The sequence below is a fragment of the Pseudomonas sp. FG-3G genome (assembly GCF_901007645.1).
GTDB classification, from domain to species: Bacteria; Pseudomonadota; Gammaproteobacteria; order Pseudomonadales; family Pseudomonadaceae; genus Aquipseudomonas; species Aquipseudomonas rhizophila.
Genome location: NZ_CAAKGZ010000005.1, coordinates 131,591 through 151,715, shown reverse-complemented (window position 1 = coordinate 151,715; position 20,125 = coordinate 131,591). Strand labels below are relative to the sequence as shown.

At 59.8% G+C, this 20,125-nt stretch carries 15 protein-coding genes; 7 read left to right on the top strand and 8 right to left on the bottom strand.

All coding sequences use genetic code 11. The annotated features are described in order from the left end of the window. Positions 1–146 precede the first annotated feature (146 nt). Positions 147–2,459: a 5-methyltetrahydropteroyltriglutamate--homocysteine S-methyltransferase gene (gene metE / locus PSEUDOMOFG3G_RS03705; protein WP_139049244.1), complete on the bottom strand. Its 2,313-nt coding sequence runs from the start codon at positions 2,457–2,459 to the stop codon at positions 147–149. A 107-nt stretch (positions 2,460–2,566) separates the two neighbouring features. Between metE and metR the strand changes: the two genes are divergently transcribed. Then, complete coding sequence (gene metR, locus PSEUDOMOFG3G_RS03700; protein WP_047230407.1) at positions 2,567–3,484, top strand: transcriptional regulator MetR; 918 nt, start codon at positions 2,567–2,569, stop codon at positions 3,482–3,484. A 90-nt stretch (positions 3,485–3,574) separates the two neighbouring features. Here the strand turns inward: metR and PSEUDOMOFG3G_RS03695 are convergent, their stop codons facing one another. The 4 genes from PSEUDOMOFG3G_RS03695 to PSEUDOMOFG3G_RS03680 form a co-directional block, all read right to left on the bottom strand. Next, a complete protein-coding gene (locus tag PSEUDOMOFG3G_RS03695) occupies positions 3,575–4,072 on the bottom strand; it encodes a GNAT family N-acetyltransferase (RefSeq protein WP_139049243.1) in 498 nt (165 codons plus the stop codon). Then, complete coding sequence (locus tag PSEUDOMOFG3G_RS03690; RefSeq protein ID WP_139049242.1) at positions 4,069–4,707, bottom strand: LysE family translocator; 639 nt, start codon at positions 4,705–4,707, stop codon at positions 4,069–4,071. The genes PSEUDOMOFG3G_RS03695 and PSEUDOMOFG3G_RS03690 overlap by 4 nt, the downstream gene beginning before the upstream one ends. Before the next feature lie 24 nt (positions 4,708–4,731). Beyond that, positions 4,732–5,148 (bottom strand): NUDIX domain-containing protein, encoded by a 417-nt coding sequence (locus tag PSEUDOMOFG3G_RS03685; protein WP_047230398.1) that lies wholly within the window; start codon positions 5,146–5,148, stop codon positions 4,732–4,734. Positions 5,149–5,313: 165 nt separating this feature from the next. Then, positions 5,314–6,678: an HD domain-containing phosphohydrolase gene (locus PSEUDOMOFG3G_RS03680; protein WP_047230399.1), complete on the bottom strand. Its 1,365-nt coding sequence runs from the start codon at positions 6,676–6,678 to the stop codon at positions 5,314–5,316. 229 nt (positions 6,679–6,907) lie between these two features. Between PSEUDOMOFG3G_RS03680 and PSEUDOMOFG3G_RS03675 the strand changes: the two genes are divergently transcribed. The 6 genes from PSEUDOMOFG3G_RS03675 (at position 6,908) to PSEUDOMOFG3G_RS03650 (ending at position 17,092) form a co-directional block, all read left to right on the top strand. Continuing rightward, positions 6,908–9,199 (top strand): EAL domain-containing protein, encoded by a 2,292-nt coding sequence (locus tag PSEUDOMOFG3G_RS03675; protein WP_047230400.1) that lies wholly within the window; start codon positions 6,908–6,910, stop codon positions 9,197–9,199. Further along, positions 9,196–11,070: a bifunctional diguanylate cyclase/phosphodiesterase gene (locus PSEUDOMOFG3G_RS03670; protein WP_139049241.1), complete on the top strand. Its 1,875-nt coding sequence runs from the start codon at positions 9,196–9,198 to the stop codon at positions 11,068–11,070. The genes PSEUDOMOFG3G_RS03675 and PSEUDOMOFG3G_RS03670 overlap by 4 nt, the downstream gene beginning before the upstream one ends. Before the next feature lie 45 nt (positions 11,071–11,115). Continuing rightward, positions 11,116–12,075: a cytochrome-c peroxidase gene (locus PSEUDOMOFG3G_RS03665; RefSeq protein WP_139049240.1), complete on the top strand. Its 960-nt coding sequence runs from the start codon at positions 11,116–11,118 to the stop codon at positions 12,073–12,075. Continuing rightward, the gene (locus tag PSEUDOMOFG3G_RS03660) at positions 12,072–13,877 is read left to right on the top strand and encodes a DAHL domain-containing protein (RefSeq protein WP_139049239.1); all 1,806 of its coding nucleotides are present in this window, start codon (positions 12,072–12,074) and stop codon (positions 13,875–13,877) included. Before PSEUDOMOFG3G_RS03665 ends, PSEUDOMOFG3G_RS03660 begins: the two co-directional genes overlap by 4 nt. Next, on the top strand, positions 13,870–15,276 hold the full coding sequence (locus tag PSEUDOMOFG3G_RS03655) for an ATP-binding protein (RefSeq protein ID WP_107321936.1): 1,407 nt from the start codon (positions 13,870–13,872) through the stop codon (positions 15,274–15,276). Before PSEUDOMOFG3G_RS03660 ends, PSEUDOMOFG3G_RS03655 begins: the two co-directional genes overlap by 8 nt. 196 nt (positions 15,277–15,472) lie before the next feature. Beyond that, positions 15,473–17,092 (top strand): FMN-binding glutamate synthase family protein, encoded by a 1,620-nt coding sequence (locus PSEUDOMOFG3G_RS03650; RefSeq protein ID WP_139049238.1) that lies wholly within the window; start codon positions 15,473–15,475, stop codon positions 17,090–17,092. Positions 17,093–17,099: 7 nt separating this feature from the next. On the opposite strand, the gene PSEUDOMOFG3G_RS03645 is transcribed toward PSEUDOMOFG3G_RS03650, so the two are convergent. Genes PSEUDOMOFG3G_RS03645 through PSEUDOMOFG3G_RS03635 form a run of 3 tightly spaced genes read right to left on the bottom strand, consistent with a single transcriptional unit; the run spans position 17,100 to position 20,025 of the window. Continuing rightward, a complete protein-coding gene (locus tag PSEUDOMOFG3G_RS03645; protein WP_139049237.1) occupies positions 17,100–18,653 on the bottom strand; it encodes a glycosyltransferase family 39 protein in 1,554 nt (517 codons plus the stop codon). Next, on the bottom strand, positions 18,650–19,654 hold the full coding sequence (locus PSEUDOMOFG3G_RS03640; protein ID WP_139049236.1) for a glycosyltransferase family 2 protein: 1,005 nt from the start codon (positions 19,652–19,654) through the stop codon (positions 18,650–18,652). Before PSEUDOMOFG3G_RS03640 ends, PSEUDOMOFG3G_RS03645 begins: the two co-directional genes overlap by 4 nt. Then, positions 19,651–20,025 (bottom strand): GtrA family protein, encoded by a 375-nt coding sequence (locus PSEUDOMOFG3G_RS03635; protein ID WP_139049235.1) that lies wholly within the window; start codon positions 20,023–20,025, stop codon positions 19,651–19,653. The genes PSEUDOMOFG3G_RS03640 and PSEUDOMOFG3G_RS03635 overlap by 4 nt, the downstream gene beginning before the upstream one ends. Positions 20,026–20,125: the final 100 nt, after the last annotated feature.

Here is a 20,125-nt window from a genome sequence, read left to right as displayed (position 1 = left end):
CCAGTAGAGCGCGAGTCTGATGAAGTTTGTTCAAGCGCGCTGCCACAGTTGCGTGACAGTTTGATGAAGATTGCCAAATGGTCGCTCCACCCGGTCAAATGAAGCAAAGCAGAGCACTCCCCCTGACCTGTAAGAGTATTCGGGCTTCAGGCCAACTGACTGCGCAACTGCCGCGCCGCCGCCACCATGTTCACCAGCGCCGCTTCTGCCTCCGGCCACGCCCTGGTCTTCAGGCCGCAATCGGGGTTGACCCACAGCCGGTCCGCCACAATCCGCTTCACCGCCTTGCTCATCAATGCCACCATCTCGGCCGTGTCCGGCACCCGTGGCGAGTGGATGTCGTAGACGCCCGGGCCGATATCGTTGGGATACTCAAACGCTTCGAAAGCCTCCAGCAACTCCATGTCCGAACGCGAGGTTTCAATAGTGATGACATCGGCGTCCATGTCGGCGATGGCCTTGATCACATCATTGAATTCGCTGTAGCACATGTGGGTGTGGATCTGGGTTTCGTCGCTTACACCCGATGCGCTCAAGCGGAAGGCCTCCACGGCCCAGTCCAGGTACGCCTGCCATTGCCCGCGTCGCAGAGGCAAGCCTTCGCGGAAGGCGGCCTCGTCGATCTGCACGATTTTGATCCCGGCCTTTTCCAGGTCCAGCACTTCGTCACGCAGGGCCAGGGCCAGTTGTTGCGCCTGGACCTGACGCGAGACGTCCTCGCGAGGGAACGACCACATCAGCATGGTCACGGGGCCGGTGAGCATGCCCTTCATCACCTTGTCGGTCAGGCTCTGGGCGTAGCGGATCCAGTCGACGGTCATCGCTTTCGGGCGGCTGATGTCGCCGTAGATGATTGCCGGCTTCACACAACGCGAACCGTAGCTCTGGACCCAGCCGAAACGGGTGAAGGCATAGCCGTCCAGTTGTTCGGCGAAATATTCCACCATGTCGTTGCGTTCGGCTTCGCCATGTACCAGCACATCCAGGCCCAGGCGTTCCTGGATCTGCACGGCATGGCGGATCTCAGTGTGCATGGCGTCCTGATAATCGTTGGCCGACAGCTTGCCTTGCTTGTAGGCCTGGCGCGCCAGGCGAATCGCCGGAGTCTGCGGGAAGGAACCGATGGTGGTGGTGGGAAAGGCCGGCAGTTTCAGCCGGGCGCGCTGCTGCTCCATGCGCTGGGCAAACGGCGAGCGCCGCTGGCTGTCCTGTGGCCCTATCGCGGCGAGGCGGGCCTGAACCTCGGCTTTGTGAATGCGTGTCGAGCCGGCACGACGAGCATGCACGTCGCGGCTGTCGGCCAAGGCGTGTTGCACACCGGGTGCCTGTGGATCGTTGAGCGCATCACGCAGTACCGCCACTTCACCGCATTTCTGCACGGCAAAGGCCAGCCAGCTCTTGAGTTCAGGGTCCAGTCGGTCTTCACGCTCCAGGTCCACGGGGCTGTGCAACAGTGAGCAAGAGGTGCTGACCCAGAGGTTGTCGCCAAAACGCTCCTGGGCCGGCTGCAATTGCGCCAGCGCCTGTTCCAGTTCACAGCGCCAGACATTGCGACCATTGACCAGCCCCACCGACAGGATTTTGTAGGTCGGCAGGCGATCGAGCACCTGGCCCAGTTGTTCCGGCGCCCGTACCGCGTCGATGTGCAAACCGTCCACCGGCAGGCTCACCGCCAGGCCGAGGTTGTCTTCCAGACCACTGAAATAGGTCGCCACCAGCTTTTTCAACGGCGAATACTGAAGGATGTGATAGGCCCGCTCGAACGCGCTTTTCCAGGCCAGGGGCAGGTCGAGGGTGAGGATCGGTTCGTCGATCTGCACCCACTCAACACCCTGGGCCTTGAGGCGATTGAGGATTTCACCGTAGACCGGCAACAGACGCTCGAGCAGGTCGAGCTTGTCGAAGTCCTCGCTCTTGGCCTTGCCCAGCCACAGATACGTCAAAGGGCCGATGATCACCGGTTTGACCTGATGTCCCAGGGCATGGGCCTCGTCCACTTCCTCGAACAGTTGCTCCCAACTCAGGGCGAAGCGCTGGTCGGCGGAAAACTCCGGGACCAGATAGTGGTAGTTGGTGTCGAACCACTTGGTCAGTTCCTGAGCGTATTGGGCTTGCCCGTGATCAGCTCCGCAGCAGGCAGCGGTGGCGCCTCGGGCCATGGCGAACAGGGTGTCGAGGGTCGGCTTGGCCTGAGCATCGAGGGTGTTGTGGAATCGCGACGGGACGGCACCCAGGGTCAAAGTGTGGCTGAGCACCTGGTCGTACCAGGCGAAATCACCGACCGGCAGCAGGTCGATGCCGGCCTCTTTCTGCAGTTGCCAGTGCCGGGCCCGCAATTCACGGCCCACCGCTTGCAGCGCGGCCGGTGCCAGGTCGCCCTTCCAGTAGGCTTCGAGGGCTTTCTTCAGTTCGCGGTCGGCGCCGATGCGGGGAAAACCTAAGGTGTGGGCCAGGGCCATGGTGTGTGTCCTCCTGTAAAAGATGGCGCCATTGTCGACAGCCAGCCCCACATGAGACAAACTCAACCTTTTCGTGTTGATCACGAGTTTTACTCATGGAGCCCACGGTGCTTGAAATCCGCCACCTCAAGACTCTGCATGCCCTGCGCGAAGCCGATAGCCTGGTCGAAGCCGCCGAACGCCTGCACCTGACCCAGTCCGCCCTTTCCCACCAGTTCAAGGAACTGGAAGAACGCCTGGGCATGCAGCTATTCGTGCGCAAGACCAAACCGGTGCGTTTCACCAGTGCCGGCCTGCGCCTGCTGCAACTGGCCGACGCCACCCTGCCGTTGCTGCGCAGCGCCGAGCGGGACATCGGTCGGTTGGCCGGAGGCACCGCCGGGCGCTTGCACATGGCCATCGAGTGCCACAGTTGCTTTCAGTGGCTGATGCCCACCATCGACCAGTTCCGCGACGCCTGGCCGGAAGTCGAGCTGGACCTGGCCTCGGGCTTCGCCTTCGCCCCACTGCCGGCCCTGGCCCGGGGCGACCTGGACCTGGTGGTGACCTCCGACCCGCTGGAACTGGCGGGCATCACCTACGTGCCGCTGTTCACCTACGAAGCGATGCTCGCCGTGGCCAACCAGCACCGACTGGCGAACAAACCCTACATCGTGCCCGAAGACCTGGTCAGCGAAACCCTGATCACCTATCCGGTGGAGCGCGATCGCCTGGACATCTTCACCCGTTTCCTGGAGCCGGCCGACATCGAACCGGCCCAGGTGCGCACGTCTGAACTGACGGTGATGATGATGCAACTGGTGGCCAGCGGTCGTGGCGTCTGCGGCATGCCCCATTGGGCACTGCATGAATACAGCTCGCGGGGCTACGTGAAGGCCAAGCGACTGGGAGAGAAAGGTTTGTTCGCCACGCTGTATGCCGCCGTGCGCACCGACATGCTCGATGCGCCCTACATGCGCGACTTTCTGCTGACGGCCAAGGACACTTCGTTTTCGACCCTCGACGGCGTCAGTGCCGTGCGCTGAGTGCTTTTGTGGCGAGGGAGCTTGCTCCCTCGCCACAAAAACTCGACAACCCTCATTCATCAAAAACTCGAGAACTCATCTCTGAGCGACTCAGAGCTCTAGCCACATATGGATCTTGTCGAGGTAGTCCTCGTCCACCCGTATCGCCATCGGCTCCAGGCCGTACAGCACGAAACCGCAGCGCTGGTAGAGCCTGACGGCAGGATCGTTGCCGGCGGTGACGGTCAGTTGCACCAGCCGTAAAAACGAATGGCGTCGGGCTTCTTCGAGTGCCGCCTGCACCAGTTGGTAGCCGAGGCCAGCGTGGCGATGAGAGTCAGCGACGTACATGCCGAACAACGTGGCCTTGTGCCGGGCTTTTTCCCGCGGCTCCAGGGACAGCCCGACAATGCCCACCAGTTCATGCTCGACAAACGCCCCCAACAACACATCCAGCCGACTGTTCAGACGTGATTCCCACCACCTCATGGGCATCGCCGCTCGCTCGCTGACGCTGGAGGTGAAAGCTTGGGGATGAAGCGCGTAGGCCTGGAGCATCAGGTCGCGATACGCCTGGGCATCACCCGCTGCAAGCCGTCGAATGCTCACGCCGAACGCCGTTGTTCAAGCATCAGGCGCAACGCCAGCGCGCCGAGCACAAACCCCATGAAGTAGCGCTGCGCCGCCAACCAGGTGGGGTTATGGACGAACCAGGAGGCAATGCCGGCGGCGAACAGGGCAATCAGCAGGTTGACGCTGAAACTGACGCTGATCTGGGTCAGCCCGAGGATGATGCTCTGGGTGAACAACGAGCCGTGTTCCGGGCTGATGAACTGCGGGAACACCGACAGGTAAAACACTGCAATCTTTGGATTCAGGGCACTGGTGAGGAACCCCATGGTGATCAGCTTGCGCGTCGAGTCCACCGGCAGTTGCTGGGCCTGGAACGGCGAACGTGCGCCGGGCTTGACTGCCTGCCAGGCCAGCCACAACAGGTACAGCGCGCCGGCCCATTTCAACACCTCATAGGCCATGGGCACCGCCAGGAACACCGCCGTCAGCCCCGCCGCCGCGGCAAACATGTGCACGAAGAAGCCAGCCACCACCCCCAGCAGGGAGGTGACGCCGGCCTTGCGGCCCTGGCAGATCGAACGGGAAATCAGGTAGATCATGTTCGGGCCGGGCGTGAGCACCATCAGCAACGCGGCGGCGGCGAAAATCAGCAGGTCCGGCAATGGAATCATGGGCGTCAGTCCTTGAGTCTGGGGTCAGCACGTCTCGAGAAGGCTGGCTCGATAAAACGGCAGGATCACCTCGCCTGTCAACGGCGCCAGCAGCAGATCGCTGTCACTGGCCGGGTCGATCCAGCGCACTTCTTCAATCTCGGCGGCGGGAGAAACCGGCGCATCGATGCTCAGTAAAAAAACGTCAGCCTGCACGACAAAACCCGGCTCGTTGGCGGCCGGGGCACTGAACGCCCCCAGGTAACGGGCCTGTGCCGGATCAATCGTCAGCCCAAGCTCTTCGTCCAGCTCACGGGCCAGGGCCTGGACCGGTTGCTCATGGGCCTCGATCTTGCCGCCCGGCTGCATGAAGGCCTGGGTGCCGCGCTTGCGCACCAGTAAGGTCCGGCCGTCCGGTCCGATCAACAGAGCGGCGGCGATGCGGATGATGGGAGTGGTCATGATGAAATGCCCTGGGCAGAAAAATGCTCGCAAGGGTACAGAGCGCAGCGATGGGAGCAAAGCCCGGCGCCACCTTCAGACGCCACACAAAACCACTGTGGGAGCAGTTTTTGTGGGAGCCAAGCTCGCTCCCACAGGATGACTGTACTCTCAGTCAGATCTGCATCACCCCAACATCGGCTTCGGCACCGAAGGGTCTGCCTCTTCGGGGATTTTGACGAACACGCTGTAGCGCGCCCCTTCCATCGCTTCGAAAGCAATGAGCTTTTCCACCAGAGGCGCGCTCAGCACCTTGCCGGCGTTGAGCAACAGCATGCCGTTGTCGGCGTTGAGGTTGCGGGCCAGGATCATGCCGGCCGTCAGGTCGCGGGTTGTCATGACCTGCACCGTCGGATCCGACAAGGTCACGTCGTCCAGGTATTCACCACACGCCTTGATGAAGTCCTCCACCATGCCCGGGTCGTACAGTTTGCCGGCGTATTTGCGGATGTAGACCAGCGCCTCGTCGCTGTTCATCTGCCGCTCCAGGATCAACCCGCGCTGCAGTTCGATGAAGTCCACCGCCAGTTTCAACAGCCGCGAACCGAACGGAATGGCCTCGCCTCGCAGATGGTCGGGAAAACCGCTGCCGTCCCAACGTTCCTGGTGATGGAGGATGATGCGCGCGGCGTCTTTCATCGGGTCCAGGGTCATCAGCAGCGACTCGCTCTGCTTCGGATAGGCCCGGTAGAGATCAAGCTCGGTGTGGTGCAGCATGTCGGCGGGCGTGACCATCATGTTGTCGGTCCAGCTCAGTTTGCCGATGTTGTAGAGCGCCGCGGCCATGGTCAGGTCGCGGTCGGTGGACTCGTCCAGAAAGTGCAGCCTGCTGTAGACCCGGATCAGCTCGATGATCTGCCGGTTGGTCTGCTTGGCCTTGGGCAGGCGCAGGTTGGCGATCAGCGAAAACACTTCGGTGCCGGTCACATAGCTGCGCTTGAGCTCGTCATAGGCCAGGTCGAGCATGTCGGCGGTCTGCTGCAGCTCGGCGGTGCGCGACGCCACGCGTTTTTCCAGGGTGGTGTTGAGTATCCGCAGCTGTTCGTTCTGTTCGCGGTTCAGCGCTTCGAGGCGCTGGCGCTCGCTTTCGGAGTGCTGGTGCGCCAGGGCCTGACGCAGGGCCTGCACCAGCTCCTCGTCGTTCCAGGGTTTGCTGAGGTAGCGATACAACTGCCCCTCGTTGATGGCCTTGGTCATCATGTCCACATCGGCATAACCGGTGAGCAGGATGCGCAAGGTCGACGGATAAAGCTTGCGAATCTGCGCCAACAAAGTGGCGCCGTCCATGTTGGGCATGCGGGCATCGGTCATGACCAGGTCGACCGGCCGCTCCTTGAGGATTTCCAGGGCTTTGGCGCCACTGTCAGCCAGCAGGATTTCGTACGGCTGGCTGCGCAATAACCGACGCAGGCTATTGAGAATCGACTCTTCATCATCGACCAACAGTACCGTCGGCTTCCTGACCGGTACATCCTGCGATTGATCTTCCATTGGACCCCCCTCCTGTTAACGACACCTGTTCTACGCTACCCCCGAATTTGAGGCTAGTAGATTGCGTGAATTTAGACACGATTTTGCCTTGACCGGCCGAGCGCATCTCAATGAGACAGCTATGCTGTAGACCATGAAGGGCCAAGAACAGGCCAGAATACTCATGCCAACGGAAGGGATATCAGATGTATCCACGGTTCAACAGTCAGCATCGCGACGGTGCACGGCCATGAGCCTGCCGACGGAAAGGGCCAACCGGCGGATCCTGATCGTCGATGACACTCCGACGATCCACGAGGATTTTCGTAAGATCCTCAGCCCCCATGCTATCCCCGAGGACAGCCTGAGCAGCGCTGAAGCAGCCCTGTTCGGCGCGCCTGTGGCGGTTGCCAGCCAGAGTTTCGTGCTCGATTCGGCCTTCCAGGGCATGGAAGCCCTGAACAAGGTCGAATCTGCCTTGGCCGAGGGCAAACCCTACGCCATGGCGTTCATCGACATGCGTATGCCCCCTGGCTGGGACGGCCTTGAAACCATCGAACGGCTATGGCGCGTCGACCCCAAGCTGCAAGTGGCGCTGTGCACCGCCTATTCCGATTATTCCTGGGAAGACATCGCCGAGCGCCTCGAACTGGGCGACCGCCTGCTCATCCTGAAAAAACCCTTCGATGCCATCGAGATCCGCCAGATGGCCAGTACCCTGACCGTCAAATGGCAGATGACCGAAGACGCGGCGCTGAAAATGGACATGCTCGAACGCGCGGTGCAGGAGCGCACGCGGGAACTGGCCGACGCCAATATCATCGTGCAGAACAGCCCGACCATCCTGTATCGCCTGCGTGGCGAGCCGCCGTTCGCGCTGATGTACATTTCCCACAACATCACCAAGTTCGGCCACGCGGCGGCGCAACTGGTCAACTCGCCGGACTGGGCGCAAACCCTGATCCATCCCGACGACCAAAGCAAGATCGACGACGCCATGGTCCGCGTCTTGAACCGCGACACGGCGGGGGCGTCCATCGAGTTCCGCATGCGCACGGGCGACGGCACGTTCCGCTGGGTGGAAAACCGCTACATTCCGGTGCGCAACGAACAGGGCCTGCTGCTGGAAGTGGAAGGCATCATTCTTGACATCACCGAACGCAAGCTGGCCGAGGAGAAAATCGCCCTGCTGGCCCGCACCGACGGCCTGACCGGGCTGGCCAACCGCGCCACCATGATCGAGCGCCTGCATCAAGCCTTTGCCGCGGCTCGCCGGGGAGCGGCGCCGTTTGCGATGTTTTACCTGGACCTGGACCATTTCAAGCGGATCAACGACACCCTGGGTCACCCGATCGGCGACCTGCTGCTGCAGGAGGTCGCCGCACGCATCAAGGGCTGTACCCGGGAAAACGACGTGGTAGCGCGCCTGGGTGGCGACGAGTTCGCCATCCTGCAACTGGATGTCCACGAAGCGACCCATTGCGCCGCCCTGGCCGCCAAGATCCGGGATGCCCTGGTGGCGCCCTATTCCCTGGACGGCAACGAAGTGCGGATCTCCGTGAGCATCGGCATCAGCCTGTATTCCTCCCAGAGCCAAAGCGCCGACAGCCTGATGGCACAGTCCGACATGGCCTTGTACCGGTCCAAGGAAAAGGGCCGCAACCAGTACCATTTCCATAGCGAGGAGATTAATCAGGAAGTCACCGACCGCGTCGCCCTGGCCAATGACCTGCGCCAGGCCATCGAAAACAACGAGCTGCATTTGCACTACCTGCCGGAGGTCGACCTGGGCACCGGCAAAATCCTGGGCATGGGCGTGCAAGTGCGCTGGAACCACCCTGAGCGCGGCTGGCTGGAGCCGGCGTCGTTCATGCCGGCCGCCGAGAAGACCGGGATCATCGTTGGCCTGGGGCATTGGGTGCTGGACCAGGCCTGTCAACAGATGCGCCAGTGGCGTGACCAGGGCATGGCGCCCCCGGTGATCGCCATCGACCTCTGCCTGACGCAACTCAAGACCGGTCCGGAGCTGATCTATGACGTGCTGCGCACCACCGCTCGCTGGGAACTGGCCCCTTGGGACCTGCGCTTTGACGTCACCGAGGCCACCCTGGCGCAAACCAAGTGGACCCACAACGACGTGCTGCCACGTCTGTGCGAACTGGGCGTACAAATTGCCATCGATGATTTCGGCACCGAGTACTCCTCGTTCGATTACCTCAAGACCTACCGGGTCAACCATCTCAAGCTCGCCCAACGGTTTCTCGACAGCGCCAACGTCGACCCCGAGAACGCAATGACGCTGCGAGCGATCATCAATTTCGCCCGGGATGTGGGCATCGGGATCATTGCCGAGGGCGTCGAAACCCAGGAGCAACGCACCACGCTGATGTCCAGCGGCGGGTCGATGCAGGCCCAGGGGCATTACTTCAGCACTGCCGTAGACAGTGGGCAAGCCAGCGAACTGCTCAAGGCCGGCACCATCGTTCCCGTGACGGACCATTGGACCCGGCCTGCCAGCCAGTTATCGGAGAGCAACCCATGAACCCCATGTCGGTGCCGGCGAACAGGCGAATCCTGGTGGTGGACGACACCCCGGCGATCCACCAGGACTTCCGCAAGATCCTCAGCCCGGGCGCCGGTAGCGACGACTCGCTGGACGACACTGAAAGCCTGCTGTTTGGCACGCCCCAGGTCAGCCGCCTGCAATTTCAGATCGACTCGGCCTATCAGGGCGAAGAGGCATTGGAACTGGTCAAGCGCGCCCAGGCCGAAGGCCAGCCCTATGCGCTGGTGTTCGCCGACATGCGCATGCCGCCGGGCTGGGACGGCCTGCAAACCATCGAGCGTTTGTGGGAGGCCGACCCACGGCTGCAAATCGCGCTGTGCACGGCGTTTTCGGATTATTCCTGGGAAACCATGTCCGAACGCATCGAGTTCGACGATCAGTTGCTGATCCTGAAGAAACCCTTCGACACCCTGGAAATCCGCCAGATGGCCAGTGCCATGACCTGGAAATGGCAACTGGCCCAGGATGCGGCGAGAAAAATGCGCAGTCTGGAGCGCACCATCGAGGAACGGGTCCAGGAGTTGCTGAAAGTCTCCCACTTGCTGCAATACGACGTACTCACCGAGTTACCCAACAGCATGTTGCTCGGTGATCGCCTGACCCAGGCCATGGCCCAGTGCCGTCGCCACGACCGGCAACTGGCGGTGATGTTCATCGGCATGGACCGTTTCAAGCGTATCAATAACGCACTGGGGCACCCGGTGGGCGACGAAATGCTCAAGCGGGTGGCCCGGGCGCTGGCAACGGTGGTGCGTGAATCCGACTCGGTGTTTCGCTACGGCTCCGATGAGTTCGTGGTGATACTGGGAGACATCACCGACTCGCAACAGACCAAAGGCGTGGCCGACAAACTGCTGACGGCCATCAGCACGCCCCACCCCATCGACGGACACGACCTGACCGTTACCGCAAGCCTGGGCATCAGCATGTATCCGGCCGACGGTTTCGATGCCGTGGCGTTGATCAAAAAAGCCGAAACGGCGATGCGCAACGTCAAGGAAACCGGCCCCAACGACTACCGTTTTTTCACTGAAGACATGAACCGTCGGGCGCGACAGCAGCAAACCATCGAATCGGGCCTGCGCCTGGCCTTGCAACGCAAGGAGTTCGTGCTGCACTACCAGCCCAAGATCGATTTGAGGAGTGGCAAAGTGGTCGGCGCCGAAGCGCTGGTGCGCTGGAACCGGCCTGACATCGGCTTGATCTATCCATCGGACTTCATCCCCGTGGCCGAAGACAGCGGCCTGATCGTCCCGCTGAGCCAATGGGTGCTCCAGGAAGCCTGCCAGCAGGCCTGTCGCTGGCAAGCCGATGGCATGCGCCCGATCTACCTGTCGGTGAACGTCTCCACCATCGATTTTCGCCAGCGCGGTTTCGTCGAAGGCATCGCCCGGACCCTCAAGGAAACCGGTCTCGACCCGACACAGTTAGAACTGGAGATCACCGAAAGCGTGCTGATGCAGAACGTCGACACCACCGTCGCCATCCTCAAGGCCGTCAAACGCCTGGGAATACGGCTGGCCATCGACGATTTCGGCACCGGCTACTCGAGCCTGAGCTACCTGCAGAAATTTCCGGTGGATGTGTTGAAGATCGATCAGTCGTTCGTCGGCGACCTGAGCATCGACAGTAATGACGCAAAGCTGGTGAGCACCATCATCAGCCTGGGCAAGAGCCTGAACCTGCACATCATTGCCGAAGGCGTGGAAACCCTTGAGCAACTGGAGTTCCTCAAGGCTCACCAGTGCGAGGAAGCCCAGGGGTACTACTTCAGCAAGGCCGTGGAGCCACAGGCCTTTGCCCTGTGGATGAGCGAGTGGGAACAACGCCACAACCCGTTTGCGTGAACACACCTGAGTTCCATCAACCAAAAGTTTCAAGGAAAGCATCCCATGGCGTCACATGGACTGATTCTGGCCCTCGGCCTGCTGGTGGGATTGAGCGTGACCGTTCACGCCGAGCCGTTGGATGAACCGCTCAAACCGCTGCCCCCCATTCCGACCCTGGACCCCAAGCGCGTCCAGTTGGGCCTGCGGCTTTTCAACGACCCGCGGCTGTCGGTCAACAACACCCTGTCCTGTGCCAGTTGCCATCGCCTGGACAAGGGTGGCGCCGACGAAAAGCGGTTTTCCCTGGGCTTCGACGGTAAACCAGTGGAGTTCAATACACCCACGGTGTTCAACGCCAGCCTGAACTTCCATCAGTTCTGGGACGGCCGCGTCGACACCCTGGAAGAACAGGTGCACATCGTCGTGACCAGCCCTGCGGAAATGGGCAGTACCTGGGAAACGGTGCTCAAGCGCATCGGCCAGGACCCGGACTACGCCCGGGGTTTTGACGATGCCTACCCCGACGGCGTGACCCAGGCCAACATCCAGGGTGCCCTGGCCGACTATGAACGCACCCTGCTGACCCCAAATTCACGTTTCGACCAGTACCTGCTGGGCAACACCGACATCCTCACACCCCGGGAAAAGTTCGGTTACCAGCGTTTCAAGGAATACGGCTGCATCGCCTGCCACCAGGGCGTGAACATCGGCGGCAACATGTTCCAGAAATTCGGCGTGATGGGCGACTACATCCAGGACCGGGGCAACCCTACCCGCGCCGACGACGGCCGCTTCAATGTCACTGGCGACGAGGCTGACCGCCAGGTTTTCAAGGTGCCGAGTCTGCGTAACGTCGCCATCACCGCCCCGTACTTTCACGCAGGGTCAGCGCCTACCCTGGAGAACGCGGTGGAAGTGATGTTCAAGTACCAGTTGGGCCGTGAACCCTTGAAGAACGACACGGAACTGATCGTCGAATTCCTCAAGACCCTCACCGGCGAATGGGAGGGCAAGCCGCTATGACCGCCCTGCGTCGCCTCGGTCTGGCATTCGTCGGCCTCTTGCTGGCGTCAGTCCTGCTGTTTATGTACATCCAGTCGAGTGCACAGCAGGCCGCCTCGTACATTGAATCTCGGGACCTGATCCGCCTGCTCAAACAGCAGGACGCCATCTGGGACAACGAAGTCCTTAAATCCCGGATGGCTTTGAGCCAAAACTATGACCCCCTGGTCTCGCCCCTCAATGAGATGGCGCGTCTGTGGCAGCGCCTCGACGCCATCGAATCGGAACCGGCTCGCCACGCACCGTCAAGCTGGGAACAGGAGCGCGACGAATACCTCAAGGCGGTGAAGGAGAAAACCCGTCTGGTGGAAAGATTCAAATCCCACAATGCGGTATTGCGCAACTCCCTCGCCTTCCTGCCCACCGCCGAAGATGACATCCAGGCCAAGTTCGGCGAACTTGCGGACGCCGACAAACTGCAGCTGCAAAACGTTGCCATCGACACCTACGATCTGTTGCTCAGCGCCATGGAGTTCGCTCATCTGACCACCCGTGAGCAAGCCGCCGAAGTGCTGCTAGGCCTGAACCGGCTGGACGTCAACAAGGAGCGCCTGCCGGAAGGTCTGCAAAAATCCGTCGATATCCTGAGCAGGCACATCGCGCTGATCTTGCGCGAACAACCCAGGGTCAATGACCTCTTGCAGGGAATCGAAGCCGTTCCCGTGGCCGGCCGGTTGGACACCATCACCAGCCTGCTGGACAAAGACCAGGAGAAAGCTGCCGCCAGGCATCAGCGCAACCATATTCTTCTGCTGGTTTTCGCCACGTTCCTGGTGTTGATCCTGATCGGGCTGGCCATCCGGTTGATGCGCAGCTTCGCCGAAACCAAACGCGCCAACAACGCCCTGCAAACCGCCAACGACGAGCTGGAGGTACGGGTCGAAGAGCGCACCCGCCAACTCAAGGACACCCAGAGCGAACTGATGGACACCGCTCGTCAGGCCGGCATGGCGGAAATCGCCACCAACGTGCTGCACAACGTTGGCAACGTGCTCAACAGTGTGAACATCTCCGCCGACCTGATCAGCCGTAAACTGCGCAGCAGCAAGGCCCTGGGGCTGGGCAAGGCGATGCAACTGATCAATGAACACCCCCACGACCTGGGGCACTTCCTTACCGAAGACGAAAAAGGCAAGCTGTTGCCCGGCTATCTGAACCAGTTGGTGGAGGCCATCGCGGTCGAACAGCAAGGCCTTACCGACGAGTTGGCCCAGTTGAGCAAGAGCGTGGATCACATCAAGGATATTGTCTCCACCCAGCAATCCTATGCCGGCGCCAACAGCCTGGTGGAGCCTTTGGTGGTCAGCGAACTGCTCGAAGACGCCCTGCGCATGAACTCCGGCGCCCTGACCCGACACCACGTGACGGTGCTCAAGGAATACGGCGACGTGCCGCGGATCCTGGGCGACAAACACCGCTTGCTGCTGATTCTGATCAACCTGATCAGCAACGCCAAATACGCCATGGCGGGGGTTTCCAACCACGCACGGAACATGACCCTCAAGGCCACGGTGATCAATGACGATACCCTGCAGATCAGTGTCAAGGATGAAGGCGAAGGCATCCCGGCGGAAAACATGACGCGTATCTTCGCCCATGGTTTTACCACCCGTAAGGAAGGCCACGGGTTCGGTTTGCACAGTTGCGCGCTCGCGGCCATTGAGATGAACGGCCACCTCACCGCTCACAGTGAGGGACCAGGCACAGGAGCAACGTTCGTGTTGCAACTGCCCTTGAAACTCGCAGAAGGTGAGCATGAATAATCTGAGCAACCGCCGCATCCTGTTGATCGACGATACACCGGCCATCCATGACGATTTCCGCAAAATCCTCACGCCGGAGGATCAGGTCAATGTCGATCTACTGGACATGGAAAACGCCTTGTTCGGCGACGCACCGAAACCGGCCGGCACCGTATTCGAACTCGACTCGGCCTACGGCGGCCAGGAAGGTCTGAACAAACTGCTGCAAGCGCTGGCAACGGAGCACCCTTATGCATTGGCCTTTGTCGACATGCGCATGCCCGAGGGCTGGGATGGCGCCAAAACCATCGAGGAACTCTGGAAGCACGACCCACTGTTGCAAGTGGTGGTCTGCACCGCCTACTCGGACTATTCCTGGGACGAACTGCTGGACCGCCTCAATGGCCATGACCGGTTGCTGATTCTGAAGAAACCCTTCGACAACATCGAAGTCCAGCAAATGGCCAACACCCTGACCACCAAGTGGGAAATGACTTCCCGCGCGCAATTGCAGATGAGCAAACTCGAGGAGCTGGTGGAGCAGCGGACCCAGGCGTTCAAACAGGCCAGTTCTTTGCTGCAGATGGAAATCGACGAACGCAAGATGCTGGAAAGCCAGTTGGTCCAGTCGGAAAAACTCGCCTCGCTGGGCCAGTTGGCCGCCGGGGTCGCTCACGAAATCAACAACCCGATCGGTTTCATTTCTTCCAATCTGGGGGCCCTGGATGGCTACTTTGGCAAACTCCAGGAGATGCTCCAGGCCTATGACAGTGCCGAGCAAGCCATTTCTTCGCCGGAACTGGTGGTGAATCTGAGAAAGCTGCGCGAGCAGGTGGAGCTGGACTTCCTCGTCGAGGACATTCCACTGCTGATCAAAGAGTCCAAGGACGGCATCAGCCGGGTCGGGCAGATCGTCAAGGACCTCAAGGACTTCTCCCGCGTCGACTCCAACCAGGAATGGCAGATGGCCAACTTGCAACAAGGCCTGGATTCGACGCTGAACATCGTCGCCAATGAAATCAAGTACAAGGCCGACGTGATCAAGCAATACAGCCCGTTGCCGGAAGTCGAATGCCTGCCGTCGCAGATCAACCAGGTGATCATGAACCTGATCGTCAACGCCGCCCAGGCCATCGGCCCCGAGCGTGGCACCATCACCTTGCGCAACGGCATTGAAGAAGACACCGTGTGGATCGAAGTCGCCGACAATGGCTCGGGCATGCCGCCTGAGACACTGCAAAAAATCTTCGACCCGTTCTTCACCACCAAACCTGTCGGCCAGGGCACGGGACTGGGACTTTCACTGTCCTACGGCATCGTGAAAAAACACAACGGCGAGATCACAGTGCGCAGCGAGGTCGGGGTGGGAACTACCTTCCGCGTGGAGTTGCCGGTGCGGCAGATGAAACAGGCGAGCTGAGATCGCGCTGTGTGGGAGCAAGGCTTGCCCGCGATGGAGGCGATGCGGTCTTCAGAAACCGAGGCGCCTGTTTAGCGAGCAGGGGTTGCCCCCACCCCAGCGAGCATAAATCCCCTCGCCACAGTTGCCCGCCCTTTCACTGCCAGCGCAGAATGCCTGCACCGCCCCACCCCATCGCTCACCCGAAGGAAACCGCATGAGCCTGTCTTTACTGAGCCGTTACGCCTTCTTTGCCGGCTGCGTAGTTTTTACCCTCGCCAGCCTGCCGTTTCTGCAACACGACTGGCTCTGGCCGATCACGCTGGTCACGGGGCTGTTAAGTCTGCTGGGACTGTTCGACCTGCTGCAGAACCGCCATGCCGTGCGTCGCAACTACCCGATCCTGGGTAATATCCGCTATCTGGTCGAAGGCATCCGCCCGGAAATTCGTCAGTACCTGCTCGAATCCGACAGCGACGCCCTGCCCTTCTCGCGCGCACAGCGTTCCCTGGTGTACTCCCGGGCCAAGAACGAAAGCGCCGACAAACCGTTCGGCACCCTGATCGATGTTTATCAGACCGGTTTCGAATTCATCGGCCATTCCATGCGCCCGGCTCCGTTAAGCGACCCCAGCGGTTTTCGCGTGACGGTCGGCGGACCGCAATGCACCCAACCGTATTCAGCGTCGGTGTTCAACATCTCCGCCATGAGCTTCGGTTCCCTGAGCGCCAACGCCATTCGGGCGTTGAACCAGGGCGCCAAGCTCGGCAATTTCGCCCACGACACGGGCGAAGGCAGCATCAGCCCTTATCACCGCGAACACGGCGGCGACCTGACCTGGGAACTGGGCAGCGGCTATTTCGGCTGTCGCACCCGTGAAGGTCGCTTCGACCCGGAGCGCTTCGCCGCCCAAGCGCAGAACCCGCAGGTGCGGATGATTGAAATCAAGATGAGCCAGGGCGCCAAACCAGGCCATGGCGGAATTCTGCCCAAGCACAAGGTCACCCGGGAAATCGCCGAAACCCGTGGCATCCTCATGGGCGAGGACTGCGTTTCACCGTCACGCCACAGTGCTTTCTCCACACCGATCGAACTGATGCAGTTCGTCCAGCAATTGCGCGAACTGTCCGGTGGCAAACCAGTGGGTTTCAAGTTCTGCCTGGGCCACCCCTGGGAGTTCATGGGCATCGCCAAGGCCATGCTGGAAACCGGCATCCTGCCCGACTTCATCGTGGTGGACGGCAAGGAAGGTGGCACGGGTGCAGCGCCAGTGGAATTCACCGACCACATTGGCGTGCCGTTGCGCGAGGGCCTGCTGTTTGTCCACAACACCTTGGTGGGCCTGAACCTGCGGGACAAAATCAAGCTCGGCGCCAGCGGCAAGATCGTCAGCGCCTTCGACATCGCCAGCGTCCTGGCCATCGGTGCCGACTGGGCCAACGCCGCGCGGGGCTTCATGTTCGCCATCGGCTGCATCCAGTCCCAAAGCTGTCATACCAACAAATGCCCTACCGGCGTCGCCACCCAGGACACCCTGCGCCAGCGCGCCCTGGTTGTGCCGGACAAGGCCCAGCGGGTCTACAACTTCCACCGCAACACCCTCAAGGCCCTGGCCGAAATGCTCGCCGCCGCCGGCCTCGAGCATCCTTCACAACTGCAACCCAAACATCTGGTACGGCGCATGTCCGCCACTGAAATCAAGCTATTTTCCCAGTTGCATGTGTTCTTGAAACCGGGGGAATTGCTGACGGGTGAGGTCAATGGGGAGTTTTATTCGCGGATGTGGCAGATGGCGCGGGCGGACAGTTTTGAGCCGCAGGATGTGGCGGCGGCGTAGCGGTCAATCACCGGGTTGCCCGCCTTAGTTGAGTGGGCGTCGCTTTGAGGGTAAATAGAGAAGCAGCCATCTCCCCGTCAATAAGGGTTAGGGTTGGTTCCCAGTCTTTTGCTGATAGCACCCTGGCGCCCGACAAAGATTTGATCGATATCCACCAGACCCTGCGCCCGTTGCATTTCAACACATCCGGATCATTGAAAAAGACCCACTTCAAACTTTCGGGAATCAGGGCATAACCGTTGCGATCTGAGATTTTCAGAAAAGCGTCAGGAGTGAGGCGAATGTAAAATCTCGGTTGGATACCTGTCTCGTTGTAATAACTGAACGGTAGATACCAGTCCAACGAGTCAAGCACGATTTCATCGCCCGGCCTAAGCGCTTGTTTGATTTCGGCAGCCAGCTCATCAAGTTGGTAACGCTTACGGAAATCGATTCCATCCGTTTGCCGATAGACCGACTGCAACCCTTGTATTTCTACCACGACCACAATCACCAGGGCTAAGACCAGAGCGCCAGGTCGTTGCCCTAATGTATCCAGAACAACAGCAACGACCAGAGGCAAACCGACTGCTGCAAATACTAGGTAGCGGGGAACAAATACCGGGATTAGCAACGCCACCAGAGCAAGAACGATTGTCGGGATAAAAAAATAGCCGATCAATAAACCATTGGAACGATGCAGGGCCCTGTCTTTCCAAATCAGTATTGCTGCGCAGGCGATAACAAATACCAAGGGCACCGCCCGCAGAAGCAACGATTGCGCGCCCCAGACATTCATCACACTGAACTGCCATACAAGACTCAACACTGCCTGTCCTGTGACAGGTGGTATCCATCCAAGACCCGGCCGGTCTACCAAATGCTCAATAAAATTAGGCAACCAAGGCAAGAACAACACCAAAATCGCACCATTGGCCAGAATCCAGGCGCGCACGGATAGCACGGTACGAGAACCACCTGGAGCCCCCCACCACCAATAAAACCAATGAACAAGCACACACAGCGCCGCGAAATAGTGGGTATAAAAAGCTGCTGTCATGAGCAGCACATAAATAGCTGGGAAACGTTTTTTTTCAGGTGTTTTAACCCAGCACACCAATGCCACGGTTGCGCCCATCAGCCAGAGTCCGAGCAGGGTGTACATCCGTGCTTCCTGACTGTATCGAATCGAGATCGGCAGCAATGCCAATAACAATGCAGCGATCCAGGTAGCCCTTCGCGTAGCAACCAGACTCATCAGTTTTATGCCCAGCAAGACTGTACCAACGTCTGCTAGCGCACTGAGTGACCTCACGGCCAGGACTCCGTCGCCGAACAAAACCATCCAGTAATGCAGCGCGAGATAATAAAGTGGTGGGTGAACGTCGCGTGCCGTAAGCGACCAGATCTGCCAAAACTCGTGCCGGGCAAGCAGCACGCTGAAAGCCTCGTCATACCAGATAGCAGGTACTGTGATTCCGTGAAATCTCACGACTATCGCCAGGACTGTTACCGCGGCCAGAGCTGAGAGATCAGCAAATCGGTTTGGAGATTTGCCTGAGTAAGTACGAAGAGACGTCATGACTCATGACGTCCTTGAGATAGGGATTTGCATTTATCGCAGCGGCACCCATCGCTCCCGGCATCATGGTTAATCCCCGAGCCCTGAATCATCTCCTTGATGACATACCGGGGCCGGTGTTTGGTCTCCAGATAGATCCGCCCGATGTATTCACCCAGCACACCAATGCCGACCAGTTGCACACCACCCAGAAACAGAATCGCAGTCATCAGAGAGGGGTAGCCGGGCAGGTCGTTTCCAAAAAACAGCTTGTCCAGCACCATGTACGCGGCATACACCAGCGAGAGCAACGAGATACAACCGCCAACGTAAGTCCACAACCGCAACGGTACGGTGCTGAACGACGTGATGCCTTCAATGGCCAGGTTCCACAACTTCCAGCCATTGAACTTGCTCTTGCCGGCGGCGCGGCCGGCGCGGTCATATTCGATGACAACGGTATTGAAGCCGGCCCACGACAACACGCCTTTCATGAACAGCTGGTATTCGGGAAGGGTCTTGATCACCTCCACCACCTTGCGATCCATCAGGCGGAAATCCCCCACATTCTGTTCAATATGGGGGGAGGCAATGCGATTGAGCACTCGATAGAACAGCGCCGCGCCCCCGCGTTTGAGGTAGGTGTCGGATGAGCGATCGCGACGCTTGGCCAGTACCACTTCGGCCCCCTTCTGCCATTGAGCAATCAGCCGCGGAATGACATCGATGGGGTCTTGCAGGTCCACGTCCATCGGAATCATCACGTCACCGCTGGCGCGCTCAAGGCCGGCAAACAACGCTGGCTCCTTGCCAAAATTACGAGAGAAATTGATCAATAGCACCCGGCTGTCGGCCAACGCGATGTCACGAGCCAACGGGCCGGTCTGGTCAGTACTGCCGTCATTGATGAACACGATCTCGACGTTGTAGTCACTCAACGCCGGATGTCGGCGGACACTTTGGTAAAACAGCCCGATGGCTTGTTCTTCGTTGAACACCGGAACAATCAGAGAAACCTTCACGTGTGCTGCCCGCGAAACACCAGGAACCGGGACAAAGGAAAACCCACCACCAGGCTTATCAGCGAAAAAGCCGTCACGGTCAGTAAGCCGTGTAAGTGCCAGCGATCCCCGAAGTAACCCACGGTATAACTGAGCCCGCCCATTACGCAGAGGAAAAGCACGTAGCCGGTTGCCGATATTCTGGCCTCGAAGGTATAGAGCGCATTGATATAAGAGGAGAATAAGGCCGCCACGCAAAAAGCAGCGAAGTTACTCAGCGCCTGATCAAGGCCAGCCGCCACCCGCAGCACGAAAAATATCTGCCAATGGATCAGCGTATTCGCCAGTCCAATCAGTGAGTAGCTGAAAAACCCTTTCCATATCGCTTTCATAAACGCTCCCGACCATGTCGGTGCTTCGGGCGATACTTAATCTAGGGACCTGTGGGTGTGCGGTCTACTGTAAGAACTAACAGGTACCCGATGTTCGACT

Excerpts from the sequence above, each read along its gene's own strand:
- PSEUDOMOFG3G_RS03675 (WP_047230400.1), top strand. The coding sequence starts at position 6,908 with ATGAGCCTGCCGACGGAAAGGGCCAACCGGCGGATCCTGATCGTCGAT.
- PSEUDOMOFG3G_RS03665 (WP_139049240.1), top strand. The coding sequence starts at position 11,116 with ATGGCGTCACATGGACTGATTCTGGCCCTCGGCCTGCTGGTGGGATTG.
- PSEUDOMOFG3G_RS03680 (WP_047230399.1), bottom strand. The coding sequence starts at position 6,678 with ATGGAAGATCAATCGCAGGATGTACCGGTCAGGAAGCCGACGGTACTG.
- PSEUDOMOFG3G_RS03685 (WP_047230398.1), bottom strand. The coding sequence starts at position 5,148 with ATGACCACTCCCATCATCCGCATCGCCGCCGCTCTGTTGATCGGACCG.
- PSEUDOMOFG3G_RS03670 (WP_139049241.1), top strand. The coding sequence starts at position 9,196 with ATGAACCCCATGTCGGTGCCGGCGAACAGGCGAATCCTGGTGGTGGAC.
- PSEUDOMOFG3G_RS03650 (WP_139049238.1), top strand. The coding sequence starts at position 15,473 with ATGAGCCTGTCTTTACTGAGCCGTTACGCCTTCTTTGCCGGCTGCGTA.
- PSEUDOMOFG3G_RS03645 (WP_139049237.1), bottom strand. The coding sequence starts at position 18,653 with ATGACGTCTCTTCGTACTTACTCAGGCAAATCTCCAAACCGATTTGCT.
- metE (WP_139049244.1), bottom strand. The coding sequence starts at position 2,459 with ATGGCCCTGGCCCACACCTTAGGTTTTCCCCGCATCGGCGCCGACCGC.
- PSEUDOMOFG3G_RS03690 (WP_139049242.1), bottom strand. The coding sequence starts at position 4,707 with ATGATTCCATTGCCGGACCTGCTGATTTTCGCCGCCGCCGCGTTGCTG.
- PSEUDOMOFG3G_RS03660 (WP_139049239.1), top strand. The coding sequence starts at position 12,072 with ATGACCGCCCTGCGTCGCCTCGGTCTGGCATTCGTCGGCCTCTTGCTG.
- PSEUDOMOFG3G_RS03655 (WP_107321936.1), top strand. The coding sequence starts at position 13,870 with ATGAATAATCTGAGCAACCGCCGCATCCTGTTGATCGACGATACACCG.
- PSEUDOMOFG3G_RS03635 (WP_139049235.1), bottom strand. The coding sequence starts at position 20,025 with ATGAAAGCGATATGGAAAGGGTTTTTCAGCTACTCACTGATTGGACTG.